This is a genomic window from Pseudomonas sp. SCT, from assembly GCF_003864275.1.
In the GTDB taxonomy this organism is placed as follows: domain Bacteria; phylum Pseudomonadota; class Gammaproteobacteria; order Pseudomonadales; family Pseudomonadaceae; genus Stutzerimonas; species Stutzerimonas stutzeri_AE.
This window is the reverse complement of the sequence record NZ_BDJA01000009.1, coordinates 134,778-159,025: the sequence shown is the minus strand read 5'-3', so window position 1 is coordinate 159,025 and position 24,248 is coordinate 134,778. Positions and strand designations below refer to the sequence as shown.

General features: G+C 57.5%; 26 protein-coding genes and 2 tRNA genes. 13 read left to right on the top strand and 15 right to left on the bottom strand.

Annotated elements, in window-relative coordinates:
- Window positions 1-40: 40 nt before the first annotated feature.
- From BHD08_RS20055 to BHD08_RS20015, 9 genes are all read right to left on the bottom strand, one after another.
- Window positions 41-397, bottom strand: coding sequence for a MerR family transcriptional regulator (locus BHD08_RS20055; protein WP_015276808.1), 357 nt, complete (start codon window positions 395-397; stop codon window positions 41-43).
- The gene (gene ihfA, locus BHD08_RS20050; RefSeq protein WP_003282572.1) at window positions 378-680 is read right to left on the bottom strand and encodes an integration host factor subunit alpha; all 303 of its coding nucleotides are present in this window, start codon (window positions 678-680) and stop codon (window positions 378-380) included. Before ihfA ends, BHD08_RS20055 begins: the two co-directional genes overlap by 20 nt.
- 3 nt (window positions 681-683) lie before the next feature.
- Window positions 684-3,062, bottom strand: coding sequence for a phenylalanine--tRNA ligase subunit beta (gene pheT, locus BHD08_RS20045; protein WP_125024574.1), 2,379 nt, complete (start codon window positions 3,060-3,062; stop codon window positions 684-686).
- A 36-nt stretch (window positions 3,063-3,098) separates the two neighbouring features.
- The gene (gene pheS / locus BHD08_RS20040) at window positions 3,099-4,115 is read right to left on the bottom strand and encodes a phenylalanine--tRNA ligase subunit alpha (RefSeq protein WP_125024572.1); all 1,017 of its coding nucleotides are present in this window, start codon (window positions 4,113-4,115) and stop codon (window positions 3,099-3,101) included.
- A gap of 165 nt (window positions 4,116-4,280) precedes the next feature.
- Complete coding sequence (rplT, locus tag BHD08_RS20035) at window positions 4,281-4,637, bottom strand: 50S ribosomal protein L20 (RefSeq protein ID WP_003282569.1); 357 nt, start codon at window positions 4,635-4,637, stop codon at window positions 4,281-4,283.
- A 27-nt stretch (window positions 4,638-4,664) separates the two neighbouring features.
- Window positions 4,665-4,859 carry a 50S ribosomal protein L35 gene (rpmI, locus tag BHD08_RS20030; protein WP_003298367.1) on the bottom strand — a complete coding sequence of 65 codons (195 nt, stop codon included), beginning with the start codon at window positions 4,857-4,859 and terminating at the stop codon, window positions 4,665-4,667.
- Between the two features lie 62 nt (window positions 4,860-4,921).
- The gene (gene infC / locus BHD08_RS20025; protein WP_015276805.1) at window positions 4,922-5,473 is read right to left on the bottom strand and encodes a translation initiation factor IF-3; all 552 of its coding nucleotides are present in this window, start codon (window positions 5,471-5,473) and stop codon (window positions 4,922-4,924) included.
- Window positions 5,473-7,395, bottom strand: a complete 1,923-nt coding sequence (gene thrS / locus BHD08_RS20020; protein WP_125024569.1) for a threonine--tRNA ligase — start codon at window positions 7,393-7,395, stop codon at window positions 5,473-5,475. The genes infC and thrS overlap by 1 nt, the downstream gene beginning before the upstream one ends.
- A 230-nt stretch (window positions 7,396-7,625) precedes the next feature.
- Window positions 7,626-7,702, bottom strand: a tRNA-Val gene (locus BHD08_RS20015).
- A 168-nt stretch (window positions 7,703-7,870) separates the two neighbouring features.
- Here BHD08_RS20015 and BHD08_RS20010 point away from each other — a divergent pair.
- Complete coding sequence (locus BHD08_RS20010; protein WP_125024567.1) at window positions 7,871-9,154, top strand: FAD-binding oxidoreductase; 1,284 nt, start codon at window positions 7,871-7,873, stop codon at window positions 9,152-9,154.
- Between the two features lie 3 nt (window positions 9,155-9,157).
- On the opposite strand, the gene BHD08_RS20005 is transcribed toward BHD08_RS20010, so the two are convergent.
- A complete protein-coding gene (locus tag BHD08_RS20005; RefSeq protein WP_125024565.1) occupies window positions 9,158-10,111 on the bottom strand; it encodes a PA2778 family cysteine peptidase in 954 nt (317 codons plus the stop codon).
- Window positions 10,108-10,509, bottom strand: coding sequence for a PA2779 family protein (locus BHD08_RS20000; RefSeq protein ID WP_125024563.1), 402 nt, complete (start codon window positions 10,507-10,509; stop codon window positions 10,108-10,110). The genes BHD08_RS20005 and BHD08_RS20000 overlap by 4 nt, the downstream gene beginning before the upstream one ends.
- A 206-nt stretch (window positions 10,510-10,715) precedes the next feature.
- Here BHD08_RS20000 and BHD08_RS19995 point away from each other — a divergent pair, with 206 nt between their 5' ends.
- Complete coding sequence (locus BHD08_RS19995; protein ID WP_125024561.1) at window positions 10,716-11,024, top strand: I78 family peptidase inhibitor; 309 nt, start codon at window positions 10,716-10,718, stop codon at window positions 11,022-11,024.
- A 73-nt stretch (window positions 11,025-11,097) separates the two neighbouring features.
- Here the strand turns inward: BHD08_RS19995 and BHD08_RS19990 are convergent, their stop codons facing one another.
- Window positions 11,098-12,126, bottom strand: a complete 1,029-nt coding sequence (locus tag BHD08_RS19990) for an acyltransferase family protein (RefSeq protein ID WP_015276799.1) — start codon at window positions 12,124-12,126, stop codon at window positions 11,098-11,100.
- Window positions 12,127-12,338: 212 nt separating this feature from the next.
- On the opposite strand from BHD08_RS19990, the gene mobA reads away from it, so the two are divergent.
- From mobA to BHD08_RS19975, 3 genes are all read left to right on the top strand, one after another.
- A complete protein-coding gene (gene mobA, locus BHD08_RS19985) occupies window positions 12,339-12,947 on the top strand; it encodes a molybdenum cofactor guanylyltransferase MobA (protein ID WP_125024559.1) in 609 nt (202 codons plus the stop codon).
- Between the two features lie 46 nt (window positions 12,948-12,993).
- A complete protein-coding gene (locus BHD08_RS19980) occupies window positions 12,994-13,215 on the top strand; it encodes a YgdI/YgdR family lipoprotein (protein ID WP_015276797.1) in 222 nt (73 codons plus the stop codon).
- Between the two features lie 150 nt (window positions 13,216-13,365).
- A tRNA-Pro gene (locus BHD08_RS19975) sits at window positions 13,366-13,442 on the top strand.
- A gap of 75 nt (window positions 13,443-13,517) precedes the next feature.
- Here the strand turns inward: BHD08_RS19975 and BHD08_RS19970 are convergent.
- Complete coding sequence (locus tag BHD08_RS19970; protein ID WP_015276796.1) at window positions 13,518-13,766, bottom strand: glutaredoxin family protein; 249 nt, start codon at window positions 13,764-13,766, stop codon at window positions 13,518-13,520.
- Window positions 13,767-14,176: 410 nt separating this feature from the next.
- Here BHD08_RS19970 and BHD08_RS19965 point away from each other — a divergent pair, with 410 nt between their 5' ends.
- From BHD08_RS19965 to BHD08_RS19940, 6 genes are all read left to right on the top strand, one after another.
- Window positions 14,177-15,451: an OprD family porin gene (locus BHD08_RS19965; RefSeq protein WP_125024557.1), complete on the top strand. Its 1,275-nt coding sequence runs from the start codon at window positions 14,177-14,179 to the stop codon at window positions 15,449-15,451.
- Between the two features lie 215 nt (window positions 15,452-15,666).
- Window positions 15,667-16,068 carry a YqjD family protein gene (locus tag BHD08_RS19960; RefSeq protein ID WP_015276794.1) on the top strand — a complete coding sequence of 134 codons (402 nt, stop codon included), beginning with the start codon at window positions 15,667-15,669 and terminating at the stop codon, window positions 16,066-16,068.
- 14 nt (window positions 16,069-16,082) lie between these two features.
- Window positions 16,083-16,463 carry a phage holin family protein gene (locus BHD08_RS19955; protein WP_125024555.1) on the top strand — a complete coding sequence of 127 codons (381 nt, stop codon included), beginning with the start codon at window positions 16,083-16,085 and terminating at the stop codon, window positions 16,461-16,463.
- The gene (locus tag BHD08_RS19950; RefSeq protein WP_015276792.1) at window positions 16,460-16,780 is read left to right on the top strand and encodes a hypothetical protein; all 321 of its coding nucleotides are present in this window, start codon (window positions 16,460-16,462) and stop codon (window positions 16,778-16,780) included. Before BHD08_RS19955 ends, BHD08_RS19950 begins: the two co-directional genes overlap by 4 nt.
- A gap of 163 nt (window positions 16,781-16,943) precedes the next feature.
- A complete protein-coding gene (locus BHD08_RS19945) occupies window positions 16,944-18,275 on the top strand; it encodes a deoxyguanosinetriphosphate triphosphohydrolase (protein WP_125024553.1) in 1,332 nt (443 codons plus the stop codon).
- A gap of 5 nt (window positions 18,276-18,280) precedes the next feature.
- Window positions 18,281-19,372 carry an FUSC family protein gene (locus BHD08_RS19940; RefSeq protein WP_015276790.1) on the top strand — a complete coding sequence of 364 codons (1,092 nt, stop codon included), beginning with the start codon at window positions 18,281-18,283 and terminating at the stop codon, window positions 19,370-19,372.
- Here the strand turns inward: BHD08_RS19940 and BHD08_RS19935 are convergent.
- A complete protein-coding gene (locus BHD08_RS19935) occupies window positions 19,356-19,700 on the bottom strand; it encodes a YggL family protein (RefSeq protein ID WP_015276789.1) in 345 nt (114 codons plus the stop codon). The two genes, BHD08_RS19940 and BHD08_RS19935, sit on opposite strands and share 17 nt — an antisense overlap.
- Window positions 19,701-19,972: 272 nt before the next feature.
- Between BHD08_RS19935 and dacB the strand changes: the two genes are divergently transcribed.
- Window positions 19,973-21,430, top strand: coding sequence for a D-alanyl-D-alanine carboxypeptidase/D-alanyl-D-alanine-endopeptidase (gene dacB / locus BHD08_RS19930; protein WP_125024551.1), 1,458 nt, complete (start codon window positions 19,973-19,975; stop codon window positions 21,428-21,430).
- A 39-nt stretch (window positions 21,431-21,469) separates the two neighbouring features.
- Here the strand turns inward: dacB and rlmKL are convergent, their stop codons facing one another.
- Window positions 21,470-23,650, bottom strand: coding sequence for a bifunctional 23S rRNA (guanine(2069)-N(7))-methyltransferase RlmK/23S rRNA (guanine(2445)-N(2))-methyltransferase RlmL (rlmKL, locus tag BHD08_RS19925; protein ID WP_125024549.1), 2,181 nt, complete (start codon window positions 23,648-23,650; stop codon window positions 21,470-21,472).
- 356 nt (window positions 23,651-24,006) lie between these two features.
- Between rlmKL and rmf the strand changes: the two genes are divergently transcribed.
- Entirely contained in the window at window positions 24,007-24,222 is a 216-nt protein-coding gene (gene rmf / locus BHD08_RS19920; protein WP_003280740.1) for a ribosome modulation factor, read from the top strand.
- Window positions 24,223-24,248: the final 26 nt, after the last annotated feature.

The window sequence follows — 24,248 nt, the reverse complement described above, 5'->3', positions numbered from 1 at the left end:
AGCATCTGAAAATGTGAAAGTTTTTTAGATGCCGGATCAACTATTTCCTCAGCACCTGAAGAACCTCTTCCAGCTCCGAAATCATCTGCCGGATCAGTTGCTTGTACTGTGTAGTATCGTCGCGCGCCTCCTCGCCGGACATACGCTGTCTCGCACCACCAATGGTGAAACCCTGATCGTAGAGAAGCGCTCGAATCTGACGAATCATCAGGACATCCTGACGCTGGTAGTACCGCCTGTTGCCGCGTCGCTTCACCGGGTTGAGCTGAGGAAACTCCTGCTCCCAGTAACGCAGCACATGTGGCTTGACAGCACAAAGCTCGCTGACTTCACCAATGGTGAAATAGCGCTTGCCGGGGATCGACGGAAGCTCGTCGTTATGACTTGGTTCCAGCATAGGCCTCGACTCTCGCTTTGAGTTTCTGCCCGGGACGGAACGTCACTACCCGACGCGCCGTGATAGGAATTTCCTCGCCTGTTTTCGGATTTCGCCCGGGCCGCTGACGCTTGTCGCGCAGGTCAAAGTTGCCGAATCCAGACAACTTGACCTGCTCGTTATGCTCGAGCGCCTGGCGGATCTCCTCAAAAAAAAGCTCCACCAACTCCTTGGCCTCGCGCTTATTCAAGCCCAGCTCTTCATACAGACGTTCTGCCATTTCAGCTTTCGTCAGAGCCCCCATACGCTATTTCCTTAACGTGGCATTGAACCTTTCTTCCAGGGAGGTGAGGATTTTCTGCATCGAACCGTTCACCTCATCGTCGTTTAGAGTGCGCGATGGGTGTTGCCAGGTCAAGCCGACTGCCACACTTTTGCCAAGAGGATCAATACCTTTGCCCTGATAGACATCAAATAGCTTGAGGTCCGTCAGATAGTCGCCCGCAGCGTCACGAATGCAGGTGAGGATTTCCTCAGCAGGTACTTCCCGCGCGACCACCACAGCTAGATCGCGGCGCACCTCGGGGAAACGCGACAGCTCTGCAAAGGACGGCATCCGCCCCTCGGCGATCTCACTGAGCTTGAGTTCGAACATGAACACAGGCTGTTCGATCCCTAATTTGCCCGCCAACTCAGGATGCAGACTACCTACGAACCCAATCAGCGTTCCTTCGCGCTCGACACGTGCGGTCTGCCCAGGGTGCAAAGCCGGATGCTCTCCAGCGACGAATCGATAAGCGCCGGCGTTGCCGGCATTAGCCAGTAGAGCTTCAACATCTGCCTTTACGTCAAAGAAATCCACCGCTTCGCGAGCATTCGTCCAGCCCTCGGGCTCACGGCTGCCCGTTACCACACCGGCCAGCATGGCCTCCTGCTCAAGCTCCGGCAGCTGACCGACAAAACGCAGCCCTGCTTCGAACAGGCGCACACGCGACTGCTGTCGATTGAGGTTGTATTGCAATGCCTTGACCAGACCTGGCCAGAGCGAGGCGCGCATCGCGGCCATATCTGCAGAAATCGGGTTGGCCAGCTCCAATGGCTTCACGCCCGGACTGAACAGCTCGAACAGCTTGGGATCGATGAAACTGTAGGTGATCGCCTCCTGATAACCACGAGCCACTAGCAGACGACGAAGCAGTGGCAACTCGGCGCGGGCTTCCGGCTTGGCTTCCGGCGCAAGGCGGGCTTGCGGATAGCGCACCGGCAGGCGATCGTAGCCATACAGGCGCCCCAACTCTTCGATCAGGTCGACTTCAAGGCCGATGTCAAAACGATGACTTGGAACACTGACCTGCCAACGACCTTCAGCCTCTTCGGTCACCGCCAACCCCAACGATGTGAGTAGGCGTACCACCTCGGTGCCGTCCATTTCCAGGCCCAACATCTGAGTGATGCGCTCAGTACGCAGCGTGACCGGCGTTACCTTAGGCAAATTACTTTCGCTGACTACTTCGACAATGGGTCCAGCCTCACCACCGACGATCGCCAGCAACAACCCTGTTGCGCGCTCCATAGCCTGACGCGCCAGCTGCGAATCGACCCCGCGCTCGTAGCGGTGGGACGCATCGGTGTGCAAACCGTAGGAACGCGCTTTGCCAGCCAGCGCAATGGTGTCGAAGAACGCGCTCTCCAGGAAAATGCTCTGCGTAGATGCAGTTACGCCACTATGCTCCCCACCCATGACACCCGCGATCGCAAGCGCCCGTTGATGATCTGCGATAACCAGAATGTCCGCCCGCAGGGTGATTTCCTGGCCGTCGAGCAGGACGAGCTTTTCGCCCTCTTCAGCCATTCGAACCCGAATACCACCGTTGATCTCGGCAAGATCAAAGGCATGCAGGGGCTGGCCCAGTTCGAGCATTACGTAGTTGGTTACATCGACGACCGCATCAATGCTGCGGATGTCTGAACGGCGCAGGCGCTCGACCATCCACATAGGCGTCGGACGTGACAGATCGACGCCTCGAATGATACGTCCGAGGTAACGCGGGCATGCAGCAGGCGCAAAAACCTCGACTGGACGCGAGTCGTCATGACCAACTGGCACCGCAGCAACATCCACCGGACTGACCACTACGCCATAGATCGCGCCAACCTCCCGTGCCAAGCCAGCAATGGATAGACAGTCTCCGCGATTAGGCGTCAGGCCGATTTCGATGCTTACATCATCGAGACCTAGAAACTCGCGGAAATCAGTACCAACTGGTGCGTCGTTAGCTAGCTCCATCAGACCGCTATCGTCACTACCTACCTGCAACTCGGTTTCCGAGCAGAGCATGCCGTTGGATTCAATACCGCGGAGCTTGGCTTTTTTGATTTTGAAATCGCCCGGCAACTGGGCGCCAATCATGGCAAACGGAATCTTCAGGCCTGGCCGCACGTTAGGCGCGCCGCACACGACCTGAAAGGTTTCACTCCCATTGCTGACCTGACAGACCCGAAGCTTATCGGCATCGGGGTGCTGCGCCGCTTCTAGCACCTCACCGACAACCACTCCGCTGAAGCTGCCAGCAACGGGTGTCACCGCATCAACCTCGAGCCCGACCATAGACAGACGAGCTACCAGCTCCTCGCGAGAAACCTGCGGATTGACCCAGCTCCGCAGCCATTGTTCACTGAATTTCATCCTGCTCTCCTAATAGATCGTTGACTGGCGGCGGTACTAGCGAAATTGCGCGAGAAACCGCAGGTCGTTGTCGAAGAACAGGCGCAAGTCATTGACACCGTAACGCAGCATCGCAAGACGCTCGACACCCATACCGAAAGCAAATCCGGAGTACCGTTCCGGATCGATCCCAGACATCCGCAGTACGTTCGGATGCACCATGCCGCAGCCCATCACCTCAAGCCAGCCGGTCTGCTTGCACACACGGCAGCCCTTGCCACTGCACATCACGCATTGCATATCGACTTCTGCAGAGGGCTCAGTGAAAGGAAAGAAGGACGGACGGAAGCGAACCCCCAGCGGCTTCTCGAAGAACACCCGCAGGAACTCTTCAATGGTGCCTTTTAGATCGGCAAAACTGATGCCCTCATCGATCAACAGACCTTCGACCTGATGAAACATCGGTGAATGAGTGATATCCGAATCGCAACGATAGACACGCCCAGGACAGACAATACGAATTGGCGGCTGCCGTGATTCCATGGTGCGCACTTGGACCGGTGAGGTATGCGTGCGCAATAGCATGTTGGCATTGAAATAGAAGGTATCGTGCATCGCACGCGCGGGGTGATGCCCGGGAATATTCAACGCTTCGAAGTTGTGATAATCGTCTTCGACTTCGGGGCCTTCTGCCACGCTATAGCCGATGTGGCTGAAGAACTGCTCGACGCGCTCCAAGGTACGAGTTACCGGATGCAGACCACCTGACAGCTCGCCACGCCCGGGCAATGTCACATCGATTTGCTCTGCCGCGAGCTTGGCATTTAGGGCCGCCTGTTCCAAGTCAGCCTTGCGAGCGTTCAACACATCTTGAACGCTGTTCTTGGCTGCGTTGATCAGAGCGCCGGCCTGCGGACGTTCCTCAGCAGAGAGCCTGCCCAGCGTTTGCATCAACTGGGTAAGCTCGCCCTTCTTCCCCAGGTACTGAACACGCACCTGTTCAAGGGCAGCGATATCCTCGCTTCGTTGCACGGCCTCAAGCGCTTGCGAGACCAGCGCATCCAAATTTTCCATGTACATAACCTCCAGAGGTTCTTGCAGAACCGCGCTGGCAAACGACCTAACGCCAAGCGCATTTTTGCAAAAGCCCCATCTCAGATACGAAATAGGGGAAGAGCACAAGGCTCTTCCCCTATTGATGACGTTGCAACGAACCCGAAGATTCGTGATTGCCGGGGCTTAAGCCAGAGAAGCTTTGGCTTTCTCGACAATCGCAGCGAACGCCGCTTTTTCGTTCACTGCCAGATCGGCCAGAACCTTACGGTCGATCTCGATGGCCGCCTTCTTCAGACCGGCGATCAGACGGCTGTAGGACAGACCGTTGACACGAGCACCAGCATTGATACGGGCGATCCACAGAGCGCGGAACTGACGCTTGCGCTGACGGCGGTCACGGTAGGCATACTGGCCAGCCTTGATTACCGCCTGCTTGGCAACGCGGAATACGCGCGAACGCGCTCCGTAGTAGCCTTTGGCGAGTTTCAGAATTTTCTTGTGACGGCGACGGGCAACGACGCCACGCTTAACACGAGCCATGAGTTATTCCTCTGAGTCTTGACCGGATCAACGAACGCGCAGCATGCGCTCCACCTTTGCAACGTCGGACGGATGCACTTGCGAGCAACCGCGCAGCTGACGCTTACGCTTGGTGGTCATCTTGGTCAGGATGTGGCTCTTGAAAGCGTGCTTGTGCTTGAAGCCGTTAGCAGTCTTCTTGAAGCGCTTCGCAGCACCACTTTTAGTCTTCATCTTTGGCATGTTCGGTACTCCACATTGTGGGTGATTACAAATAACCGCAAGGCCTGCCAGTGCCCTGGAGGTTACTTTTTCTTCTTGGGAGCGATGACCATGATCAGCTGGCGTCCTTCCATCTTAGGATGCTGTTCGACCGAGCCATATTCAGCGAGATCGGTTTCGACCCGCTTCAACAACTCCATCCCCAGCTCCTGATGGGCCATCTCACGACCGCGGAATCGCAACGACACCTTGGCCCTGTCCCCGTCACTCAGGAAACGCACCAGATTGCGTAGCTTGACCTGGTAGTCCCCTTCTTCCGTCCCTGGACGAAACTTTACTTCTTTGACCTGAATCTGTTTCTGATTCTTCTTCGCCGCAGCAACCTGCTTCTTCTTTTCGAACAGGTGCTTGCCGTAATCCATGATCCGGCATACCGGCGGAATCGCATCGGCAGAAATCTCAACCAGATCCAGCTTGGCTTCTTCTGCTACTTGCAGCGCTTCATCAATCGAGACGATGCCAATCTGCTCGCCGTCAGCACCAATCAAACGGACCTCACGAGCCGAGATATTCTCGTTGATCGGGGCCTTGGGTGCAGCTCGTTTATCCTGTCTCATTTCACGCTTAATAGTCATTACTCCAATTCTTGGCGACCACGCCGGGAAACCGCCTGTGCCAACATTTGCGCGAACTGCTCGAGGGGCATGGAGCCCAGATCGACGCCTTCACGGGTGCGCACAGCAACGGATCGTGTCTCAACCTCCCGATCCCCGATAACCAAGAGATAAGGAGTCTTGAGCAAAGTATGCTCGCGGATTTTAAAGCCGATCTTTTCGTTTCTCAAGTCACACTTGGCACGAAACCCGCTTTGGGTGAGCGTTTTTTCAACTTCAGCGGCAAAAGCGGCCTGCTTGTCAGTGATATTCATGATCACTGCCTGCGTCGGCGCAAGCCATGCTGGGAAAGCCCCTTCGTAGTGCTCGATCAAAATACCGATGAAACGCTCGAAGGAGCCCAGTATCGCCCGGTGCAGCATGACTGGATGCTGCCGGTCATTATTCTCGCTGACGTACTCAGCACCCAAGCGCACCGGCAGATTGAAGTCCAGCTGTAGTGTGCCGCACTGCCACACCCGCCCGAGACAATCACGCAAAGAAAACTCGATCTTGGGACCATAGAACGCGCCCTCGCCTGGCTGCAGATCGTAAGGCAAGCCGGCACTTTCCAGAGCCGACGCCAGAGCTGCCTCAGCACGATCCCAAAGATCATCGGAACCAACACGCTTCTCGGGACGAGTCGACAATTTCAGCTCGATATCTGAGAAGCCGAAATCAGCATATACCGCCTGCGTCAGCTTGATGAACGCTGCGGACTCGGCCTGCATCTGCTCTTCGGTACAGAAGATGTGCGCATCGTCCTGGGTAAAGCCGCGCACCCTCATGATGCCGTGCAGCGCACCAGATGGCTCGTTACGGTGGCAAGCGCCGAACTCGGCCAGTCGAAGTGGCAGCTCGCGATAGCTCTTCAAGCCCTGGTTGTAAACCTGCACGTGGCACGGGCAGTTCATAGGCTTGATAGCGTAATCACGACTTTCCGACTCAGTGGTGAACATGTTCTCGGCATAGTTCGCCCAGTGCCCGGACTTCTCCCAGAGCACGCGATCGACAACCTGCGGAGTTCTGATCTCCAGGTAGCCGTTTTCACGCTGGACCTGACGCATGTACTGCTCGAGTACTTGATAAACAGTCCAGCCATTCGGGTGCCAGAACACCATGCCCGGCGCCTCTTCCTGCGTATGGAACAGATCCAGCCGCTTGCCGATCTTGCGATGGTCGCGCTTTTCAGCCTCCTCAATGCGCTGGATGTAGGCTACCAGCTGCTTCTTGTCCGCCCATGCAGTGCCGTATATGCGCTGCAGCTGCTCGTTTTTTGCGTCGCCGCGCCAATATGCACCGGACAGCTTGGTTAGCTTGAACGACTTCAGGAAGCGCGTATTGGGCACATGCGGGCCACGGCACATGTCGACGTACTCTTCGTGGTAGTACAAACCCATCGCCTGTTCGTCGGGCATGTCGTCTACCAGACGCAGCTTGTAGTCCTCACCACGAGACTTGAACACTTCGATAACTTCAGCACGCGGCGTCATCTTTTTGATGACATCGTAATCGCGATCGATCAGCTCCCGCATACGCTGCTCGATTGCAGCCACATCATCAGGAGTGAAGGGTCGCTCGTAGGCGATATCGTAATAGAAGCCCTCATCAATCACCGGCCCAATAACCATTCGCGCCGTTGGATAAAGCTGCTTCACGGCGTGCCCAATCAGATGCGCACAGGAGTGACGAATGATCTCCAGCCCTTCCTCATCCTTCGGGGTGATGATCTGCAACGCAACATCGCTATCGATCAGGTCACAGGCATCGACCAACCTGCCATCGACCTTGCCTGCCACGGTCGCCTTGGCAAGACCGGCGCCAATGGACTGAGCCACTTCGGCAACGGTAACGGGATGATCAAACGAACGCTGACTGCCATCGGGAAGAGTAATGGTGGGCATGGCGCCTCCTCTCCTAGTGGTGACCCGTACCAAAGGCCACATGGGTTGGGATGAGCCAGTAAAGCGATTCGGCGAGCCAGCCTGCCGCACAATGGCAGGCGCCTGTTGAGCTCATTCTCGACCGAACCGAAGTCACTGGAGAAAACAAAGACTGGCGATGCTTTCAGAAAGCCGAAGCACTGACAAGCAAGCCAAAAAAAAGGGTCGCTTGCGCGACCCTTTAATCGAATTGGTAGGCACAATTGGATTCGAACCAACGACCCCCACCATGTCAAGGTGGTGCTCTAACCAACTGAGCTATGTGCCTTCGATGGGGGCGCATTCTAAAGCGACAAAAAAAAGAGTCAAGCGCTTTTTTCTTCTAACTCACTGATATCTGGAAAATTTGAAAATACATACGCCTCAGGTTGGCAGCCTGGCGACCCGCAACGTTAAACGCTAGCATGCGTAAAATATTCAGAACGGAGTATCCAGTATGCCGAACAAGGGATATCCAGCTTCCTACTATGCGGCCACGGCTAATTCAGCGACTGCTCGATCCGAACTTCAGGACAACAAGCAGGTGGACGTGTGCGTGATCGGCGCAGGCTATACCGGCTTGTCCACCGCTCTGTTCCTGCTCGAAAAGGGTTACAGCGTGGCCGTACTGGAAGCTGCGAAAGTCGGCTTCGGCGCATCCGGACGAAACGGCGGCCAGATCGTCAATAGTTATAGCCGCGACCTGGATAGCATCGAGCGCACCGCTAGCGCTGCAGCGGCGAAACTGATCGGCGAGATGGCGTTCGAAGGCAGCCGCATTATCCGCGAACGAGTCGCACGCTACGATATTCAATGTGATCTGAAAGACGGGGGCGTATTCGCTGCTTTCAATCAGAAGCAGATGCTCCACCTCGAAACACAGAAAGCCCTCTGGGAACGATACGGCTACCAACATCTGGAGCTACTGGATGATAGAGGCATACGGCAGGTGGTCGCATGCGACCGATACATCGGAGGCATGCTCGACAAGCATGGCGGCCACATCCACCCGCTCAATCTTGCGCTCGGCGAAGCCGCGGCCGTCGAGTCGCTAGGCGGAACCATCCACGAGCATTCCCCCGTCATTCGTATCGAACGAGGCGAAACACCGCTGGTGCATACACCCAAGGGAACCGTTCGCGCGAAATTCGTAGTGGTTGCAGGTAACGCCTATCTAGGCAATCTGGTTCCCGAGCTCGCAGCCAAGTCAATGCCCTGCGGCACGCAAGTGATAGCAACCGAACCGCTGAGCGAAGAACTTGCGCACAGCCTTCTGCCGCAGGACTACTGCGTTGAGGATTGCAATTACCTGCTTGACTACTATCGACTCGCCGCCGATAAGCGCCTGATCTATGGCGGTGGCGTCGTCTATGGCGCACGGGACCCTGCCGATATCGAATCGATCATCCGACCCAAAATGCTGAAGACCTTCCCACAATTGGAAAAGGTGAAGATCGACTATGCCTGGACAGGCAATTTCCTGCTGACGCTCTCGCGCCTGCCCCAGGTCGGACGACTGGGCAGCAATATCTATTACTCCCAGGGCTGTAGCGGTCATGGCGTGACCTATACGCACGTCGCAGGGAAAGTGATTGCCGAAGCCCTCAGCGGCCAGGCAGAGAGATTCGACGCCTTCGCGAGCCTGCCCCATTATCCGTTCCCTGGCGGGCAGCGCCTTCAAGTTCCACTCAGCGCACTCGGCGCGATGTACTACAACCTGCGCGACAGGCTCGGCTTCTGACAGTCAAGGCGCAGAACAAGGCGGGCTCGGCACACATTGAGCCGCCCGCCTTTCTTCTTGCGCTGGCAGCGCGACCCTGAAGCGTTTGTCATTTGGAGCAAGTCGTATCGCGCAATTTCGCGCTTCTTGAGCACTGGAGCCGCAACCCTGCTCAGCTAGCAGCTGTGAAAGGTTGAACCAACCGATGGCAAAGCCGGGATCCAGCCGAACGCTGGCGCGCAACGACCCTTCGGCCGCTGATTTCTCACCCATCGTGTACTGACTATTTGCTAGCGCGAACCTTGAAAGAGCTGAATCCCAGCGCGTTACGGCCGCCTCGTACGCGGCGCGAGCAGCACGGACCTGCCCCACCTCTTCCAGATCGCTCGCACTGCGCAGCCAGACCGTCTCCTGGGCCGTATGCGGCATCTGATCGGCGCTCAGCGTAACCACGGCCCAACGATCGGCCTTGACCCAGGAACGCTCGAATTCCCGGAAGCTACCGACCCAGCGCTTCGTAGTGCCGGAGCGCAACACAACTTGCTGCGTGGAAAGGTCATACCCCACAACCACAGCGAAGTGCCATTGCGGCCAGCGGTCAAAGGCCAGGTTTTGCAGTACCAGCACCGGATTACCCGCCGCCACTTCGGCAAGCAGATCCTCTAGACGAGGTTGCAACGGGTACACAAGGAGACCGCTCGAACGAGCCGCGGCGACCATTTCTACCTGCAGGCTGCCTTTGCGTTGGGGAATGTAAACCTGATCCACCAGCGCATCCGGCGTCGTAGCGATACCCCGCTGCGAAAGCATTGCTGCCAAGGCTGCAGGCCCGCATTGGTAATCATCCTGGGGGTAGAACGGTACTTCCGTCAGCTCTGCTCTGGCCGGAAGCTGCGCATCGTCGACTAGAGTAACCGTCGTCCGAGCGCAGCCGCCGAGCAGACCGAGAAGCAGCAGTATGAGTAGCCGCAGACTCAACGGTTGATGCAGTTGACGAAGTTGAAGATGTTGGTGGCGCAGAGCATGTCGGTGATGATGAAGATCACCAGGAACAATACGATCACGCCCACCACTCCGGCACCAGCCGGCGCCTGGTCGAGTTGCTGATTGAACTGGGCCAGTTCGGCGGCCGTCAGACCATTGATACGCTTCTCGACCTGGTCGCGATCAACACCCATGGACACGAGCTTCTTTTGCACATCTTGATCGTCGAGCATAGTCAGCAATTGTTGCCGATCCACCTGCTGCTGATGCTCAGCGATGACCTCCGGCGTACCGATCATCGCTGCTTGAGCAAGGGGGATCTGTGCTACCAGAAGAATATGCAGCGCAGCCAGCACCGTCGCAACTCGCTTGAGTAGTGGGGAAGTGAACATAGCGGGAAACTCCTTGTTTTCGTCAACTGAGGATTGCAAAGCGCCATCAGGCAATAAGACGAGCCCGTGCCGTTTCGGTTCCCGACGTACTGGCTGCTTTTTCTAAACGCACCCCGTCACGCCGACGGCCAGCCCCTGCCCTATCGACCTGCTCGCAACTTTGATAATAGTTGCGATTGAACGAAACGACCGAATAAGGAGAACACGTGCACCTACCCAAACTGTCCATCCCTACGCTGCTGGCGGCGACAGTACTTTCGGCCGGCTGCCAATCCACGGCCTCAGCGCCAACAGGGTTTAGCGAGGCACCGAACGCTTGCAACGCCGAAGCGGTGCGCAATCTCATAGGCAAAACGGCGACGCCCGCATTACTGGAAGAAGCCAAGAGTCGGTCAGGAGCGGATACCGCGCGCATACTCGGGCCCGACGATATCGTCACGCTCGAATATGACTCTAGACGCCTGAACATCAATACCGACGCAGGCATGACAATAGAGCGAATCAGCTGCGGTTAGCGCTTTCAGGCAGGACACCAACCCCGGTTACCGCCCACACTTTCCAGTGCTGAGCGGCAACCGGAGAACCCCGCTATGCCATCGCCCTTCGCATGCGCAGATGGGATGCGGAGATTCGCTTGGGCGGCGTGAGCAGAAAATGCAGCTTGAAGCGGTCGATAATGACCTGCGCCAATAGCGGGGCGGCGATACCTATCAACGTTCCGATTATGAGATGCGCAGCAATCGAGTCGATACCGAGGAACTTGCTGAGTATCACGCGGACGCCGCTGCCCGCCAGAATGTGCATCAGATAAATCGTCATCGATGAAGCGCCGATGAACAGGAACCAGTCGACACGGAACTGACCAAGCCACATCGACAGTGCAATCATGAAGAAAATGGATACCGTGGCGAGCGCCAGCACTGGCAGGCCACCATCGACGTAATTCATGCCAAACGTAACGTGGAATAGATACTGCCCGACCACGAACAAAACACCGAAAAACAAAGTCAGCTGGGTGTGGCGCGCCAGGAAGAAGGCTTTAACCTCGTTGAACCAGACCCCCAACGCAAAGAACACCGTGTTCCCTAGAATGAAACGGGTCATCTGGTTGACCGTCAGCTCCTGCTGGAACACGAATAGCACACCGAAAAGCACTACGAACGGCAGAAAATACCGACGATCGGCACGCGCATAAAGGAAGGTACAGACGACGAAAACCAGAAATAGCGCATAAAGGAACCAGAACTGAGCTCTTGGCATCCACAGCAGCGAGAAGACCTCGACCAGGGTAACCTGCCCATTCGTATAGTTGGACATTCCGACCTCGAACAACCCCTGCAGTAGCGACCAGACAATAAATGGATAAACGATCGTGTCGACTTTGTTGACAATCAGACCACCGCGCCCACGCTTCTGCAGCGAATCGAAGAAGAACAACCCTGAAAGGAAGAAGAACAGCGGCATGTGAAAGCTGTAGATAATGCTGTCTACCAATACGAACTCGGCCTCATCCATTGGCAGTCCCGCATTGAAGACACCTCGTGCGACATGCCCGTAGACAACGAGGATAATCCCGATCGCCTTGGCATAATCAACCCAAACGTTTCTCTCCTGCATGTGCTTGTTCTCCTTTGTCGGCCAATAAGCAGGCGGCATCCGCCTCATGAAAAAAAGCGGATGGAGGAGATAGACAACAGGTTTTCGGGTTTGTTTACCGACGGCCTCGGCCTGGCACAAAACCTCCCATGCACCAGCTGAAAATCCGGCAACCACAGCGATTGCCGCCAATCGGACGCAGTGCTATACGGACCTTTTTTCGGAGCGCTCCAATGATTGCCCCCGCCTTTTCGTCCTGCTCCATTCTGCTTCTGGCCGGCGGTCGCGGACAACGCATGGGCGGGCAGGATAAGGGGCTGATCAACTGGCACGGCCGCCCGCTAATCGAATGGATGCACGATGTTGTTCGGCCGTTGACCGACGAGCTATTGATATCGTGCAACCGCAATCAGTCACGCTACGCCATGTATGCCGACCGCTTGGTCGCCGACGAAACTGAAGGATTCCCTGGACCACTCGCTGGAATCCGCGCGGGCCTTGCAGCTGCGCGCAACCGCTGGGTGCTTCTGCTCCCCTGCGACACGCCACTAATTGATCGACCTTTGCTGCAGTCGTTGTACTCCACTGCAATCGAAACACCGGACAGGCCTCTCATGCTCCGCAGCGGGGACCAGCGGGAACCACTGTTCAGCATTATCCCAACCAGCCTGCGCGGACAGATCGAAGCTTGCTGGCATCGCGGTGAGCGCAGCCCGCAACGCGTTCTGCTTCAGCTGGGGGCAGCTGAACTCCAAATTCAGCCAGGCGACCCACGCTTGGCAAATCTCAACACGCCGGAGCTGCTTGAGATGGCCAGAGCAAGTACGGGAACTTCATGCTAGTACGCCTCGTCGGATGAGTATCGAAAACCGCAGAAGGAACAGCGTCATGCAGTCACTCAAACTTCCCGCTCTTGTCCTCGCGCTGAGCTTCGGTGTCCTGGCCGGCTGCTCCAATCCGAGCGTGATTACCCTCAACGACGGCCGTGAAATCCAGACACTGGACCGCCCGGACTATGATGATGAGTCAGGTTTTTACGAGTACGAGCAGATCGATGGCAAGCCAGGCAAGGTGAACAAGGACCAAGTACGCACCGTTCGCGAACTCTGATCACAGAGCCGCCGCGCTTAGCCGAACCAATGGGTTTTGCAGCGCGGCGGATCACTCTGCTGAACCTTTCTTCTTCAACGCCCCGCCCCAAAAAAATCCCGCCTAACACCTTGTGCGACAAAACTTTTTCTGTAGAATGCGCGCCATCTTCGGAGCGTAGCGCAGCTTGGTAGCGCGTCTCGTTCGGGACGAGAAGGTCGCTGGTTCGAATCCAGTCGCTCCGACCAAATCCCGCCACTCGTTTTGAGTGGAACGAAAAAACCGGCTAAATCAGCCGGTTTTTTTATGCCTGCAGTTTTCGCCTAGCCGCTAGGAATCTGCAGAAAGCCCACCACCTGCTCTGGCTCAAATGGCCAATCCAGCTCAGCGCCAGTGTCGATGCGCCGGAGTACCGGTATGCGCAGGCCGTAATGCTCAACCCACTCGGGGCGCTCAGCAATATCCATTAGCTCGACAAGGAGGCCGTGTTCAACCAAAGGCATGAGCACTTCCTCCGCCTGCTCACAGAGATGGCAGCCCAAGGTCCCGAAGAGTTGGCATTCTGGCAACATCTGAAATTCTCGCTATGTCGGCTCGATGATTCTAGCAAGGCTCAATTGCAACACCGGCATTACTGGCTAATCGTTGCCCCGAGACGCCTGGAAAGTGTGAATTCCACCCCAGTCATCAGGCAATTATTCGAGCTTGATTCGACTCTGCCCGAGCAAAACGCTAGGATGCTGCGACCCGCGGCAGCACAGATTGTCCGGTGCACCCTTTAGTCTTTAATCGCCAATCCCAAGTGACGTCCCGATTTATAGCCGACTGCCAGAATTGGGCACCTTGGCCTGCGACCGTCTAGCACGTTGACTTGGGAGGCTTGGCGACTAAAGTCTAAAGGTTGAAAAACCTCTGTAATGTTTTATTGCATGGCGCCGTAAAGAGCGACTTCAGAGCATCATCCAACGAGGAGAAATAAGAAATGCTCAAGACCCCCATCGCCCGGGGCGTGGCCCTCGCCACACTGGGAGCAACACTGGCTATTCCAACCATGGCCCAAGCCGCCTTCATCGAAGACACCAAGGCTGGTCTGGAACTGCGTAACTTCTATTTCAATCGTGATTTCCGCGAAGTCCCAAACACCTCGAACAGCAAAGCTGAAGAGTGGGCTCAGGGCTTCCTGCTGCGCGTTGAGTCGGGCTATACCGAAGGCACCGTGGGCTTTGGTGTCGATGCACTCGGCCTGCTGGGCGTCAAGCTTGATTCGGGCAGTGGTCGCACCGGCTCTGGGCTGCTGCCTGCCGACGGCGACGGATCTGCAGACGATTACTCCATGCTTGGCCTGGCCGCAAAAGCTAAAGTGTCCGAGACCGTTCTGAAAGTCGGCACGCTTCAGCTGAAGAACATGGCAATCTCGTCGAGCGACTCTCGTCTGCTGCCGCAAACCTTTCAAGGGGCGCAGATCGTCTCCAAAGAAATCCAGGGCTTGACGCTGGATGGTGGCTATCTGAACCGCGCTAACCATCGCAACTCGTCCAATAACGAAGCTCTAGCTTATGGCGGCAAAGGTGCAGCGGTAGGCGAAACAGCTATCGATTCTAGCGATGTGGATGATTTCATCTTCGCAGGGGCCAGCTATAAGCTAACTAATGACCTAACAGCGTCTTACTACTACAGCAACTTGGAAGAAGTCTATAAGCAGCACTCGACCAACTTGGTGCATATACTGCCGCTGGGCGACAAGCAATCCCTCAAGACCGATCTGCGCTACGCTCGCTCTTCTGAAGACGGCTCTTCCAACGTCGACAACCGCGCATTAGGTGCCATGCTCACCTACTCGCTTAGCGGCCACAGCTTTGGTCTCGGCTACCAGAAGATGAGTGGTGATACTGGTTTCGCATATGTCGGAGAAGTCACTGATCCGTACTTGGTCAACTATGTCCAGATCAATGATTTCGCGATTGCGGACATGAAATCCTGGCAAGCACGCTACGACTTCAATTTCGCGTCTGTCGGCATTCCTGGCCTGACTTTCATGACCCGCTATGTAACAGGCGATAACGTGGAGCGTGGTGCAGGTCAGTCCGAAGGCAAGATCTGGGAGCGCGACATGGACATCGGATACACCTTCCAGGAAGGTACTCTGAAGAACCTGAACGTGAAATGGCGTAACGCGACTGCCCGGGGCAATATTGCCGCCAGCAACGACGTCGACGAAAACCGTCTGATCGTCAGCTACACCATTCCGCTGATGTAATGACGGTAGGTATGGTGCAGTAATAAGAAAACCCGCTTCGGCGGGTTTTCTTTTGCCAGCAATTTAGCGGCTTATCCGCTGCAGTACGTTTTCTAACTGCGCCCGAAGCCCTTGCGGCTAGAGTAACGAAACGGGGAACCTTTACAACGACTCCGCGCTCGAAACTTGAGGCAACGGGACCTTCTGTCCCTGCGAGTTTCAAGAAGGAGCTGCGAATGTCTACCGAATCCACCTTCGGCACCAGCGACAACACCCCTATCCCCGAGGGGCCTGCTGGGAGCACCCGCCCCCTGATCGATACATCGGCCCACCGACGCAATCTACAGGCAGCGCAAAACGCCCTGATCGAGGAGTTCCATACCCTGATCGGCGACACCGAGCGACTACTCAAGCATACCCAGGAAACCGCCGGCGGCCAGACCGAAGAACTGCGCAGCAAGATCAACGCGAACATCGCGAAGGCCCGGGAGATGCTCAAAGAGCGTGAGGGCTCTATGCGCGATCAAGGGCAGGCCGCCATCCAGTGCACGGAAGAGTATGTTCATACGCATCCGTGGCAGTCGATCGGCATTGCTGCCGGTGTTGGTTTTCTGCTGGGTCTGATTACACGTCGTTGATGGGAGAGCTACCAATGGAAGCAAAGCCCGGCGCTGAGGCGCCTAAGCCATCGCTGAAGAAGCTGGGCGGCGCGTTTGTCGGTCTGCTGCAAGGGCACCTAGAGCTTGTCGGCATCGAGGTACAGGAAGAGAAAGCGCGGACGTTCCGGCTGTTTCTGCTGGCGGGCGTCAGCCTCATTCTTGGTCTGTTGATTCTGGTTGGTCTTTCAGCAGCGATTGTTATCGCGTTTTGGGACACCCACCGGATCGCGGCAGTCCTGACCCTGTGTGCTGTCTATGCGGTTGTAATGGGTGTCTGTATCAGCCGCGCCGTCGCGCTTGCAAAGCAATGTGCAGCACCGTTTCAGGCGACCCTCGAAGAATTGGAGCGCAACCGGGAGCGTTTATTGCCATGAGCCGTCCATTGAGCACAGCGAATGAGCTAAGCATGCGCAAGGATCTTGTGCGCCTGCGAATGGAGATGCACCGCCAACAGATGCTCTATCATGCGCAGCCGCTTTCTCATCCATTGCATCAGATTAAGAACTTCGTAACTTCGCGGCGCTCACCCTCTGAGCCGTCCTCGAGTAAAGGCCCATTGATGGTGGCCGCCACGGTGGTACTCGCCTTGTTTGGCCGCCGGATGGGTAAGGTAGGCAAGTTGGCTCGTGTAGCGTTAACGTTGTATCCGCTGATCAAGGGCCAGCAAAAGCTACGGGAAAAGCTGCACTAGCACACTGAATCCCCCAAAAAACCAGCGCGATTCCTTCTCCGCCCTCAGGCGGAAGCGGGACGCGCGGTGTCGTCCGCTTGGCGCCGATACGTTAGTACCGATCAGCGCTGAGCAGTTATGGTAGTTTTGCACCAGCCCGCTAATGGCAATATGGAGATGGTCTTTGGACTGGCACACGCTGCTTACTCGCGAACGACTCGGCAAGTCCGCTCATAGTGGTGACGAACTTGGCCGCAGCCCGTTCCATAAGGACCATGATCGCATCATTTTTTCCGGGGCCTTTCGCCGACTCGGGCGCAAAACCCAGGTTCACCCGGTTTCCAGCAACGACCATATTCATACTCGCCTGACCCACTCCCTGGAAGTCAGCTGCGTAGGACGGTCGCTGGGCATGCGCGTCGGTGAAGTACTGCGCGACGATCTGCCTGAATGGTGCAGCCCTGCGGACCTCGGCATGATCGTGCAGTCGGCTTGCCTGGCCCACGACATTGGCAACCCTCCCTTCGGGCATTCCGGCGAAGACGCCATCCGCTGTTGGTTTCAACAGGCCGCAGGCCGTGGATGGCTTGATGACATGAGCGACGCGCAGCGTGCTGACTTCCTCAATTTCGAAGGTAACGCCCAAGGTTTTCGCGTACTGACACAACTGGAATATCACCAGTTCGACGGAGGCACGCGGCTGACCTATGCCACCCTCGGCACCTACTTAAAGTACCCATGGACGTCCCGCCATGCTGAGGCGCTGGGGTACAAGAAACACAAGTTCGGCTGTTACCAGAACGAGCGGCAATTGCTGGAACAGATCGCACAGAAGCTGGGTCTGCCGCAAGTTGCAGAACAGCGCTGGGCGCGCCACCCCCTCGTCTATCTTATGGAAGCGGCAGATGACATCTGCTACGGCCTGATCGATCTCGAAGACGGCCTGGAGATGGAGTTGCTGGAATACTCCGAGGTAGAGGCACTGCTGCTGGCACTGGTAGGTGATGACATTCCAGAGACTTATCGCCAGCTCGGCCCTCGGGATTCCAGGAGGCGCAAGTTGGCGATCCTACGTGGCAAGGCAATCGAACACCTGACCAATGCAGCAGCCGGTGCGTTCGTGGAGCAGCAAAGCGCTCTGCTCCGCGGTGAACTGCATGGCGATCTGGTCGAGCACATGCACGGCCCGGCCAAGGAGTGCGTATTGCAGGCAAAGGCGATGGCCCGGCAAAAGATTTTTCAGGACAAGCGCAAAACCCTGCACGAGATCGGCGCCTACACAACTTTGGAAATATTGCTCAACGCGTTTTGTGGAGCAGCGCTGGAACAACATCGTGGCGGAACCCCTTCGTTCAAGAATCAGCGAATCCTTGACCTGCTGGGCAGAAGCGCGCCCTCCCCGGAGCTGCCGCTCTATCAGTCATTCCTGCGCATGATCGACTTCATTGCAGGCATGACCGACAGCTACGCTACGGAGATGGCAGGCGAAATGACCGGCCGCTCCAGCCCGGTCTGATCATCATGAAGCGCCTGTTGCGACAAAGCATCCATTGGCATCCTGGGCGTCCCGCCTGGGGTGCCGCCATGGTCGCCGGCTTCGGTTGTGCCCTGCCCTTGCTGCTCGGGCTTTTCAGTGGCCACCCAGGCTTCCTCTGGGCGACCGTGGGCGCATTTCAGGCAGCCAAAGCCAACCCGCTTCACCGATTCGGCATGTTGCGCATGCTGTTGCTCATCGCGTTGGGCGCCGGTAGTGCCGGACTCGGTTTTTGGTCCGCGACCCACCCATTGATCAGTCTCGGATTGTTCGCCTTCTACGGTTTGCTGCTGGCCTGGCTGCAGCGCTACGGCAGCGAAGCAGGAAAGCTCGGAATCGGCTTGGCGATCTGCCTTTGTCTGGGCCAGGGCCAATATGGTATCGGTGAGTTCAATAACCCCTACGCGATTGCTGTGCTCTTTGCTCTCGGTGGCCTCTGGGTCACTTTGCTCGCATTCGGCATGCGCGGGATGCACGGGCTGCGCATGTGGCCATACATGCCGCGATTGATGAGCATTCTGCGCGTGCTACGCCGGCATGCGCGGCGCACGCCCATCCGGCAATGGCGAGTGCATGCACTAACCTACACGCTGGCCGGCGCAATCGGTGGGGTGATCGTCAATATGGCATCGCTGCCGAGAGGCTATTGGTTGACGCTGGCCGTGTTCACCACGCTGCAGATGGATCTGGAGCGCAGCCTGGTGCGGGCGCTTCAAGCAAGTCTGGGGATCTTGGCGGCAGCGGCGATTCTGATCTACATCGGTCACGGCCTGGCCGATCCACCGCTGATGGTGATGATTCTGCTGCCGCTGGTGGTGCTGGGCAGGGCATTCCAGGCTAATCACTACGGATTGTTCGTACTGCAGACCACCCTGCTGTTCCTGCTGCTGGCAGAAACGCTGGCTCAGGATTGGAATCTGCCGCAGATTCGTCTCATAAACGCCGCTATCGGCGTAGGCGTCGCGCTGCTCATCGCCACGTTGATGCATCTGCTGCAGATGCTGCTGGCCAGGCGTTCACGCAGGAAGGCCCAGCTGGCAGCACAGCGATCAGATGAGCAGACTACTTCTCAGCCCTGATCGGGTTTTCCGGGTACCACACATCCATCAGTGGGCTGACGCTGTACTCAGCCAGCTCGTTGCGGCCCTTGAGCCAGGCATCCACCGTCGCCCGCTGCTCTTCGCTGACCGACCCGCGGCGGCCGAGGCACACGAAACCGTAATCTTCACCGCCGATGTAGCCGAGTTCGTTAGCTTCCATCGCTTCATCGATGAACGCTTCGAGGAAGTCATCCACGGCCTTGCTTTCGATCCCTTCGCGATAGGTGAGATTGACCTCGAAGCCCAGTTCCTGGAACTCATCGACACAGAGTTTCTTGCGCAGGCGACGCGAACGATTGGTAGCCATTGGAGCGATCCTTTTTCTACTTGATGACGGCGCGCACTCTAACAGAAACCTGTGCCAAGGCGATGACCGGTGATGGACCGTAGCGCTAGAGGACCCGAGCCACGTATATCTCTTTGCAGTAACCCATATACCGCAGCTACGCTTATCGGATAGAGGCACTGCGCCGCTACAGCGCGGGCATAATGGCCGCACTTCTTCCCTAAGAGCAGTGGGAAACCCATGTCAAACCGAATTGCCAGCAGCTCCCTGTGTTTGCCCAGAGGTGCTCGTACATGAACCGAATCCTCCGCGGCATTACCTTCGCCATTCTTGCCTTGCCGGTGACCTTGCCCGCCGTTGCTGCAGGGGTAAATCAGACTCTCCCTACCCGGGTCGAGCAGGCGCTCAAAGCGAACAAGATCAACAACGACGCGCTATCGGTAGTCATGCTGCCGCTGACCGGCAAGGCAGCGCCAACCTTCATCAACGCCGATGTTTCGGTAAATCCGGCCTCGACCATGAAGCTGGTTACCACCTATGCCGCGCTCGAACTGCTAGGTCCGAACCACCAATGGAAGACCGAGTTCTATGCAGACGGTCCTCTGGTGGACGGCACCCTCAACGGCAACCTCTACCTCAAGGGCGGTGGCGATCCAAAGCTGAACATGGAGAAGCTCTGGCTGCTGCTGCGGGATCTTCGCGCTAACGGCGTGAACAAAGTGACCGGCGACCTGGTGCTTGATCGCAGCCACTTCGTTCAACCCGAGTTGCCGGTGTTCGATGACGACGGCGGGGACCAGAATAAGCCCTTTCTGGTCGGACCGGATTCGTTACTGGTCAATCTGAAGGCGCTGCGCTTCATCGTGCGCAACGATGGCGGCAAGGTGAACATCGCGGTCGAGCCGCCCATTGCCAGCGTGCGCATCGACAACCGCGTACAGGCGCTGCCTGCAGCCAAATGCCCAGGCTGGCCGGAGGTACTCTACAACCCGGTGGCGGACGGCGATGGCGTGACCGTCGTGGTTACCGGCAAGCTCGCCGCTGGCTGCAGCGCCCAGACCTACCTTTCCCTGCTGGATCACGAGCGTTATGCCGCCGGTGCGGTTCGCGCGATCTGGGGTGAACTCGGCGGCAGCATTCTCGGCCGTGACCGCGTGGCTCAAGTGCCCAGCAGTGCACGACTGCTGGCAAGGGCCTATTCGCCCGATCTAACTGAGATCATTCGTGACATCAACAAGTACAGCAACAACACCATGGCCAAGCAGCTGTTCTTGAGTCTGGGCGCGACATTCCGCAACGAAGCCGACGCCGACGACGCTAAGGCGGCGCAGCGGGTCATTCGCCAGTGGTTGGCCAAGAAAGGACTGATCTCCCCGCATCTGGTGATCGAGAATGGCTCAGGACTTTCCCGCGCCGAGCGCGTCAGCGCGAGGGAGTTTGGCAACCTGCTGCAGGCCGCCTGGCGCAGCCCGTACGCTGCCGAATTTATCTCGTCGATGCCGCTGGCTGCCGTGGACGGCACCATGCGCAAGCGGCTACGTAATACGCCCGTCGCAGGCAAGGCACATGTGAAGACCGGAACGCTGAACAATGTCCGCGCCATTGCCGGATACAGTCGCGACGGTGATGGCAACGTCTGGGCGGTCGTGGCCATCCTCAACCATCCGCGTCCCTGGGGTGCCTCGTCGATTCTCGACCAGGTGCTGGTCAGCCTGTACAACCAGCGCAGCGAAAGCACCGCGCAACGCTGAGCACCGTAAGGCAGGCCCAGCGGCCTGCCCTTTACGCGATCACCGTGCCTGCAGCTTCCAGGCGCGGTGAATTCGCGGATTTCGACGGAAGTCTTCATCCAGCGTCGAGGCGGTGATTTCCTCCACCGCATAACGATCACTCAGACCTGCGTCGAGCACGAACTTGCGGAAGTTGTTGGAGAAATACAGGGTACCGCCCGCCGCCAGCCGCGCCATGGCCAGATCGAGCAACGCCAGATGATCGCGCTGGATGTCGAAAACCCCTTCCATCCGCTTTGAATTGGAGAAGGTCGGCGGGTCGATGAAGATCAGATCGTACTCGCCACGATCCTCCTCCAGCCATGCCATCACATCCCCCTGCTCCAGCCGCTGCCGATCCGACAGTCCATTCAACGCAAGATTACGTCGCGCCCAGTCGAGATAGGTTTTCGACAGATCGACGCTGGTGGTGCTCCGCGCCCCACCCTTCGCGGCGTGCACCGTTGCGGTAGCGGTATAGCAGAACAGGTTGAGAAAGCGTTTTCCGGCCGCCTCGCGCTGAATACGCAGGCGCAGCGGGCGATGGTCGAGAAACAACCCGGTATCGAGATAGTCGGTGAGATTGACCAGTAGCTTGACGCCGCCTTCGGCTACCTCAAGAAACTCGCCCTGAGTGGCCTGACGCTCGTACTGGCGCGTGCCGGACTGCCGTTCCCGGCGCTTGACCACCACCTTTTCCCGCGCAATCCCCAAGGCCTGTGGAATGGCCGCCAACGCATCGAGTAGCCGAGCCTGGGCCTTATCCGGGTCGATTGAACGGGGTGGCGCATACTCCTGCACATGCACCCAGTCACGGTAGAGGTCGATTGCCAGCGCGTACTCCGGCATATCGGCGTCATACAGCCGATAACACTCGATGCCCTCCCGACGCGCCCATTTGCCAAGCTGACGCAGGTTCTTCTGCAACCGATTGGCAAACATCTGCCCGCCTTCGCTGAGGCGCGCCTGCTCGACCGGTGCCTGTTGCTGCGTACTTTCCTCGCTTGCGGCGCCGCGCTGACCGGTAACGAACTGGTCCAGTTCGACCTTTATGAGCAGCAGCTTGCACGGCAGTGCGCCGTTCCAGAATGCGTACTGTTTGTGGCTGCGAATGCCCATGCGCTTGCCGAGGTCCGGCGCAGCGGTGAATACAGCAGCTTCCCAGCCAAGGCACGCCTGGCGCAAACGCTCGCCAAGATTCTGGTAGAGATAAAGCAGGCTCGCCTCGTCACCCAGGCGTTCGCCGTATGGTGGGTTGCAAATGACCAGGCCCTTCTGATTCTGGTCCGGGCGCGGTTCGAAATCGCCGACATCGCCCTGATAAACCTTGATCCAGCTGGCCAGACCGGCACGCTCGATGTTGTTGCGCCCTGGCTGGATCAATCGCGGGTCGGCCTCATAGCCGCGGATCCACAGCGGGGGCTTGGCCAATCCGGTCTCCGCGCGCGCCACTGCTTCAGCGTGCAGGCGGGTCCAGATCGCTGGTACGTGACCGAGCCAGGCGCTGAATCCCCAGCGTTCGCGCTTGAGATTCGGTGCGATGTCCGCCGCCATCATTGCTCCTTCTACGAGGAAGGTACCGACGCCGCACATGGGGTCAGTCAACGCACCGCCAGCAGCAGCGATACGCGGCCAGCCCGCGCGGATCAGAATCGCGGCAGCAAGGTTTTCCTTCAACGGCGCGGCCCCCTGCTGCAGGCGATAGCCGCGCTGATGCAGGCTGTGCCCGGACAGGTCCAGGGAAAGGACCGCCTGCCCCTTGTCGAGGCGCAGATGCACGCGCAAGTCAGGGTCGAGCTTGTCGATGCTAGGCCGCTCACCCGATGCGGTGCGCAGGCGATCAACGATGGCATCCTTGACCTTGAGCGCGCCAAAATGGGTGTTGTCGATGCCGGAGCCGCGACCACTGAACTCCACCGCCAGGCTGCCGGCAGGCTGCAGGTGTTCCGCCCAATCGATGGCGTGGACACCCTGATAGAGCGTCTCGGCATCAACCGTAGGAAAACGGCTGATCACCAGCAACACGCGGTTGGCCAGTCGCGACCACAGGCAGAGCCGATAAGCGACCTCCAGCGCACCGAATCCACGAATAGCAGATGTCTGCTCACGGGCTTCTTCCAGTCCGAGTGCGGTGGCTTCCTCGAGCAGCAGACCTTCAAGCCCTTTGGGGCAGGTCAGGATCAGTTCATGGCGGTCGGTCATGGTGTTTCCACAAAAGGTGCTTCAGACCGTTTCGACCCTTTCGTCGGAACAGGCCCAGCAGAAAAAAGAAAAATCTGTAACGAAAATGATGCCAGGAGCGCCGCGAAGCAGCTCAACTCCACGCTCCGATTACCGCGTAATTCAGGCTTATGGGCAGAACCATAGATTCGTTACCTACTTATGACAAAACGATCATTCCAGCGCCTTCAGCATTGGGTTAGAACTCAACTCAGGCCGGCATCGCAATGGTGTCGGCGAAGTGCGCCACGCCGGCAGCGCGCTTCATAGGCAGTCTATCTGCCAGGTCTCGCCATGAGGCCACAGGAACACCAGTCAACCACTGAGGGCAATACCCAATGAGAAGACTCAAGCGTGATCCGATGGAACGAGCATTTCTGCGCGGTTATCAACATGGCATACATGGCAAATCTCGCGACCTCTGTCCTTTTTCGCATCCCAATGTTCGCCAAGCCTGGATAAACGGCTGGCGGGAGGGTCGCGGCGACAACTGGGATGGTCTGACCGGCACGGCCGGTCTGCATAGACTCAACGAACTTCACGCGGTCGGCTGATTCACCGATCCATCCGACTTGGTACG

Excerpts from the sequence above, each read along its gene's own strand:
- BHD08_RS20055 (WP_015276808.1), bottom strand. The coding sequence starts at position 397 with ATGCTGGAACCAAGTCATAACGACGAGCTTCCGTCGATCCCCGGCAAG.
- ihfA (WP_003282572.1), bottom strand. The coding sequence starts at position 680 with ATGGGGGCTCTGACGAAAGCTGAAATGGCAGAACGTCTGTATGAAGAG.
- pheT (WP_125024574.1), bottom strand. The coding sequence starts at position 3,062 with ATGAAATTCAGTGAACAATGGCTGCGGAGCTGGGTCAATCCGCAGGTT.
- pheS (WP_125024572.1), bottom strand. The coding sequence starts at position 4,115 with ATGGAAAATTTGGATGCGCTGGTCTCGCAAGCGCTTGAGGCCGTGCAA.
- rplT (WP_003282569.1), bottom strand. The coding sequence starts at position 4,637 with ATGGCTCGTGTTAAGCGTGGCGTCGTTGCCCGTCGCCGTCACAAGAAA.
- rpmI (WP_003298367.1), bottom strand. The coding sequence starts at position 4,859 with ATGCCAAAGATGAAGACTAAAAGTGGTGCTGCGAAGCGCTTCAAGAAG.
- infC (WP_015276805.1), bottom strand. The coding sequence starts at position 5,473 with ATGACTATTAAGCGTGAAATGAGACAGGATAAACGAGCTGCACCCAAG.
- thrS (WP_125024569.1), bottom strand. The coding sequence starts at position 7,395 with ATGCCCACCATTACTCTTCCCGATGGCAGTCAGCGTTCGTTTGATCAT.
- BHD08_RS20010 (WP_125024567.1), top strand. The coding sequence starts at position 7,871 with ATGCCGAACAAGGGATATCCAGCTTCCTACTATGCGGCCACGGCTAAT.
- BHD08_RS20000 (WP_125024563.1), bottom strand. The coding sequence starts at position 10,509 with ATGTTCACTTCCCCACTACTCAAGCGAGTTGCGACGGTGCTGGCTGCG.
- BHD08_RS19990 (WP_015276799.1), bottom strand. The coding sequence starts at position 12,126 with ATGCAGGAGAGAAACGTTTGGGTTGATTATGCCAAGGCGATCGGGATT.
- mobA (WP_125024559.1), top strand. The coding sequence starts at position 12,339 with ATGATTGCCCCCGCCTTTTCGTCCTGCTCCATTCTGCTTCTGGCCGGC.
- BHD08_RS19980 (WP_015276797.1), top strand. The coding sequence starts at position 12,994 with ATGCAGTCACTCAAACTTCCCGCTCTTGTCCTCGCGCTGAGCTTCGGT.
- BHD08_RS19970 (WP_015276796.1), bottom strand. The coding sequence starts at position 13,766 with ATGTTGCCAGAATGCCAACTCTTCGGGACCTTGGGCTGCCATCTCTGT.
- BHD08_RS19965 (WP_125024557.1), top strand. The coding sequence starts at position 14,177 with ATGCTCAAGACCCCCATCGCCCGGGGCGTGGCCCTCGCCACACTGGGA.
- BHD08_RS19960 (WP_015276794.1), top strand. The coding sequence starts at position 15,667 with ATGTCTACCGAATCCACCTTCGGCACCAGCGACAACACCCCTATCCCC.
- BHD08_RS19955 (WP_125024555.1), top strand. The coding sequence starts at position 16,083 with ATGGAAGCAAAGCCCGGCGCTGAGGCGCCTAAGCCATCGCTGAAGAAG.
- BHD08_RS19950 (WP_015276792.1), top strand. The coding sequence starts at position 16,460 with ATGAGCCGTCCATTGAGCACAGCGAATGAGCTAAGCATGCGCAAGGAT.
- BHD08_RS19940 (WP_015276790.1), top strand. The coding sequence starts at position 18,281 with ATGAAGCGCCTGTTGCGACAAAGCATCCATTGGCATCCTGGGCGTCCC.
- BHD08_RS19935 (WP_015276789.1), bottom strand. The coding sequence starts at position 19,700 with ATGGCTACCAATCGTTCGCGTCGCCTGCGCAAGAAACTCTGTGTCGAT.
- dacB (WP_125024551.1), top strand. The coding sequence starts at position 19,973 with ATGAACCGAATCCTCCGCGGCATTACCTTCGCCATTCTTGCCTTGCCG.
- rlmKL (WP_125024549.1), bottom strand. The coding sequence starts at position 23,650 with ATGACCGACCGCCATGAACTGATCCTGACCTGCCCCAAAGGGCTTGAA.
- rmf (WP_003280740.1), top strand. The coding sequence starts at position 24,007 with ATGAGAAGACTCAAGCGTGATCCGATGGAACGAGCATTTCTGCGCGGT.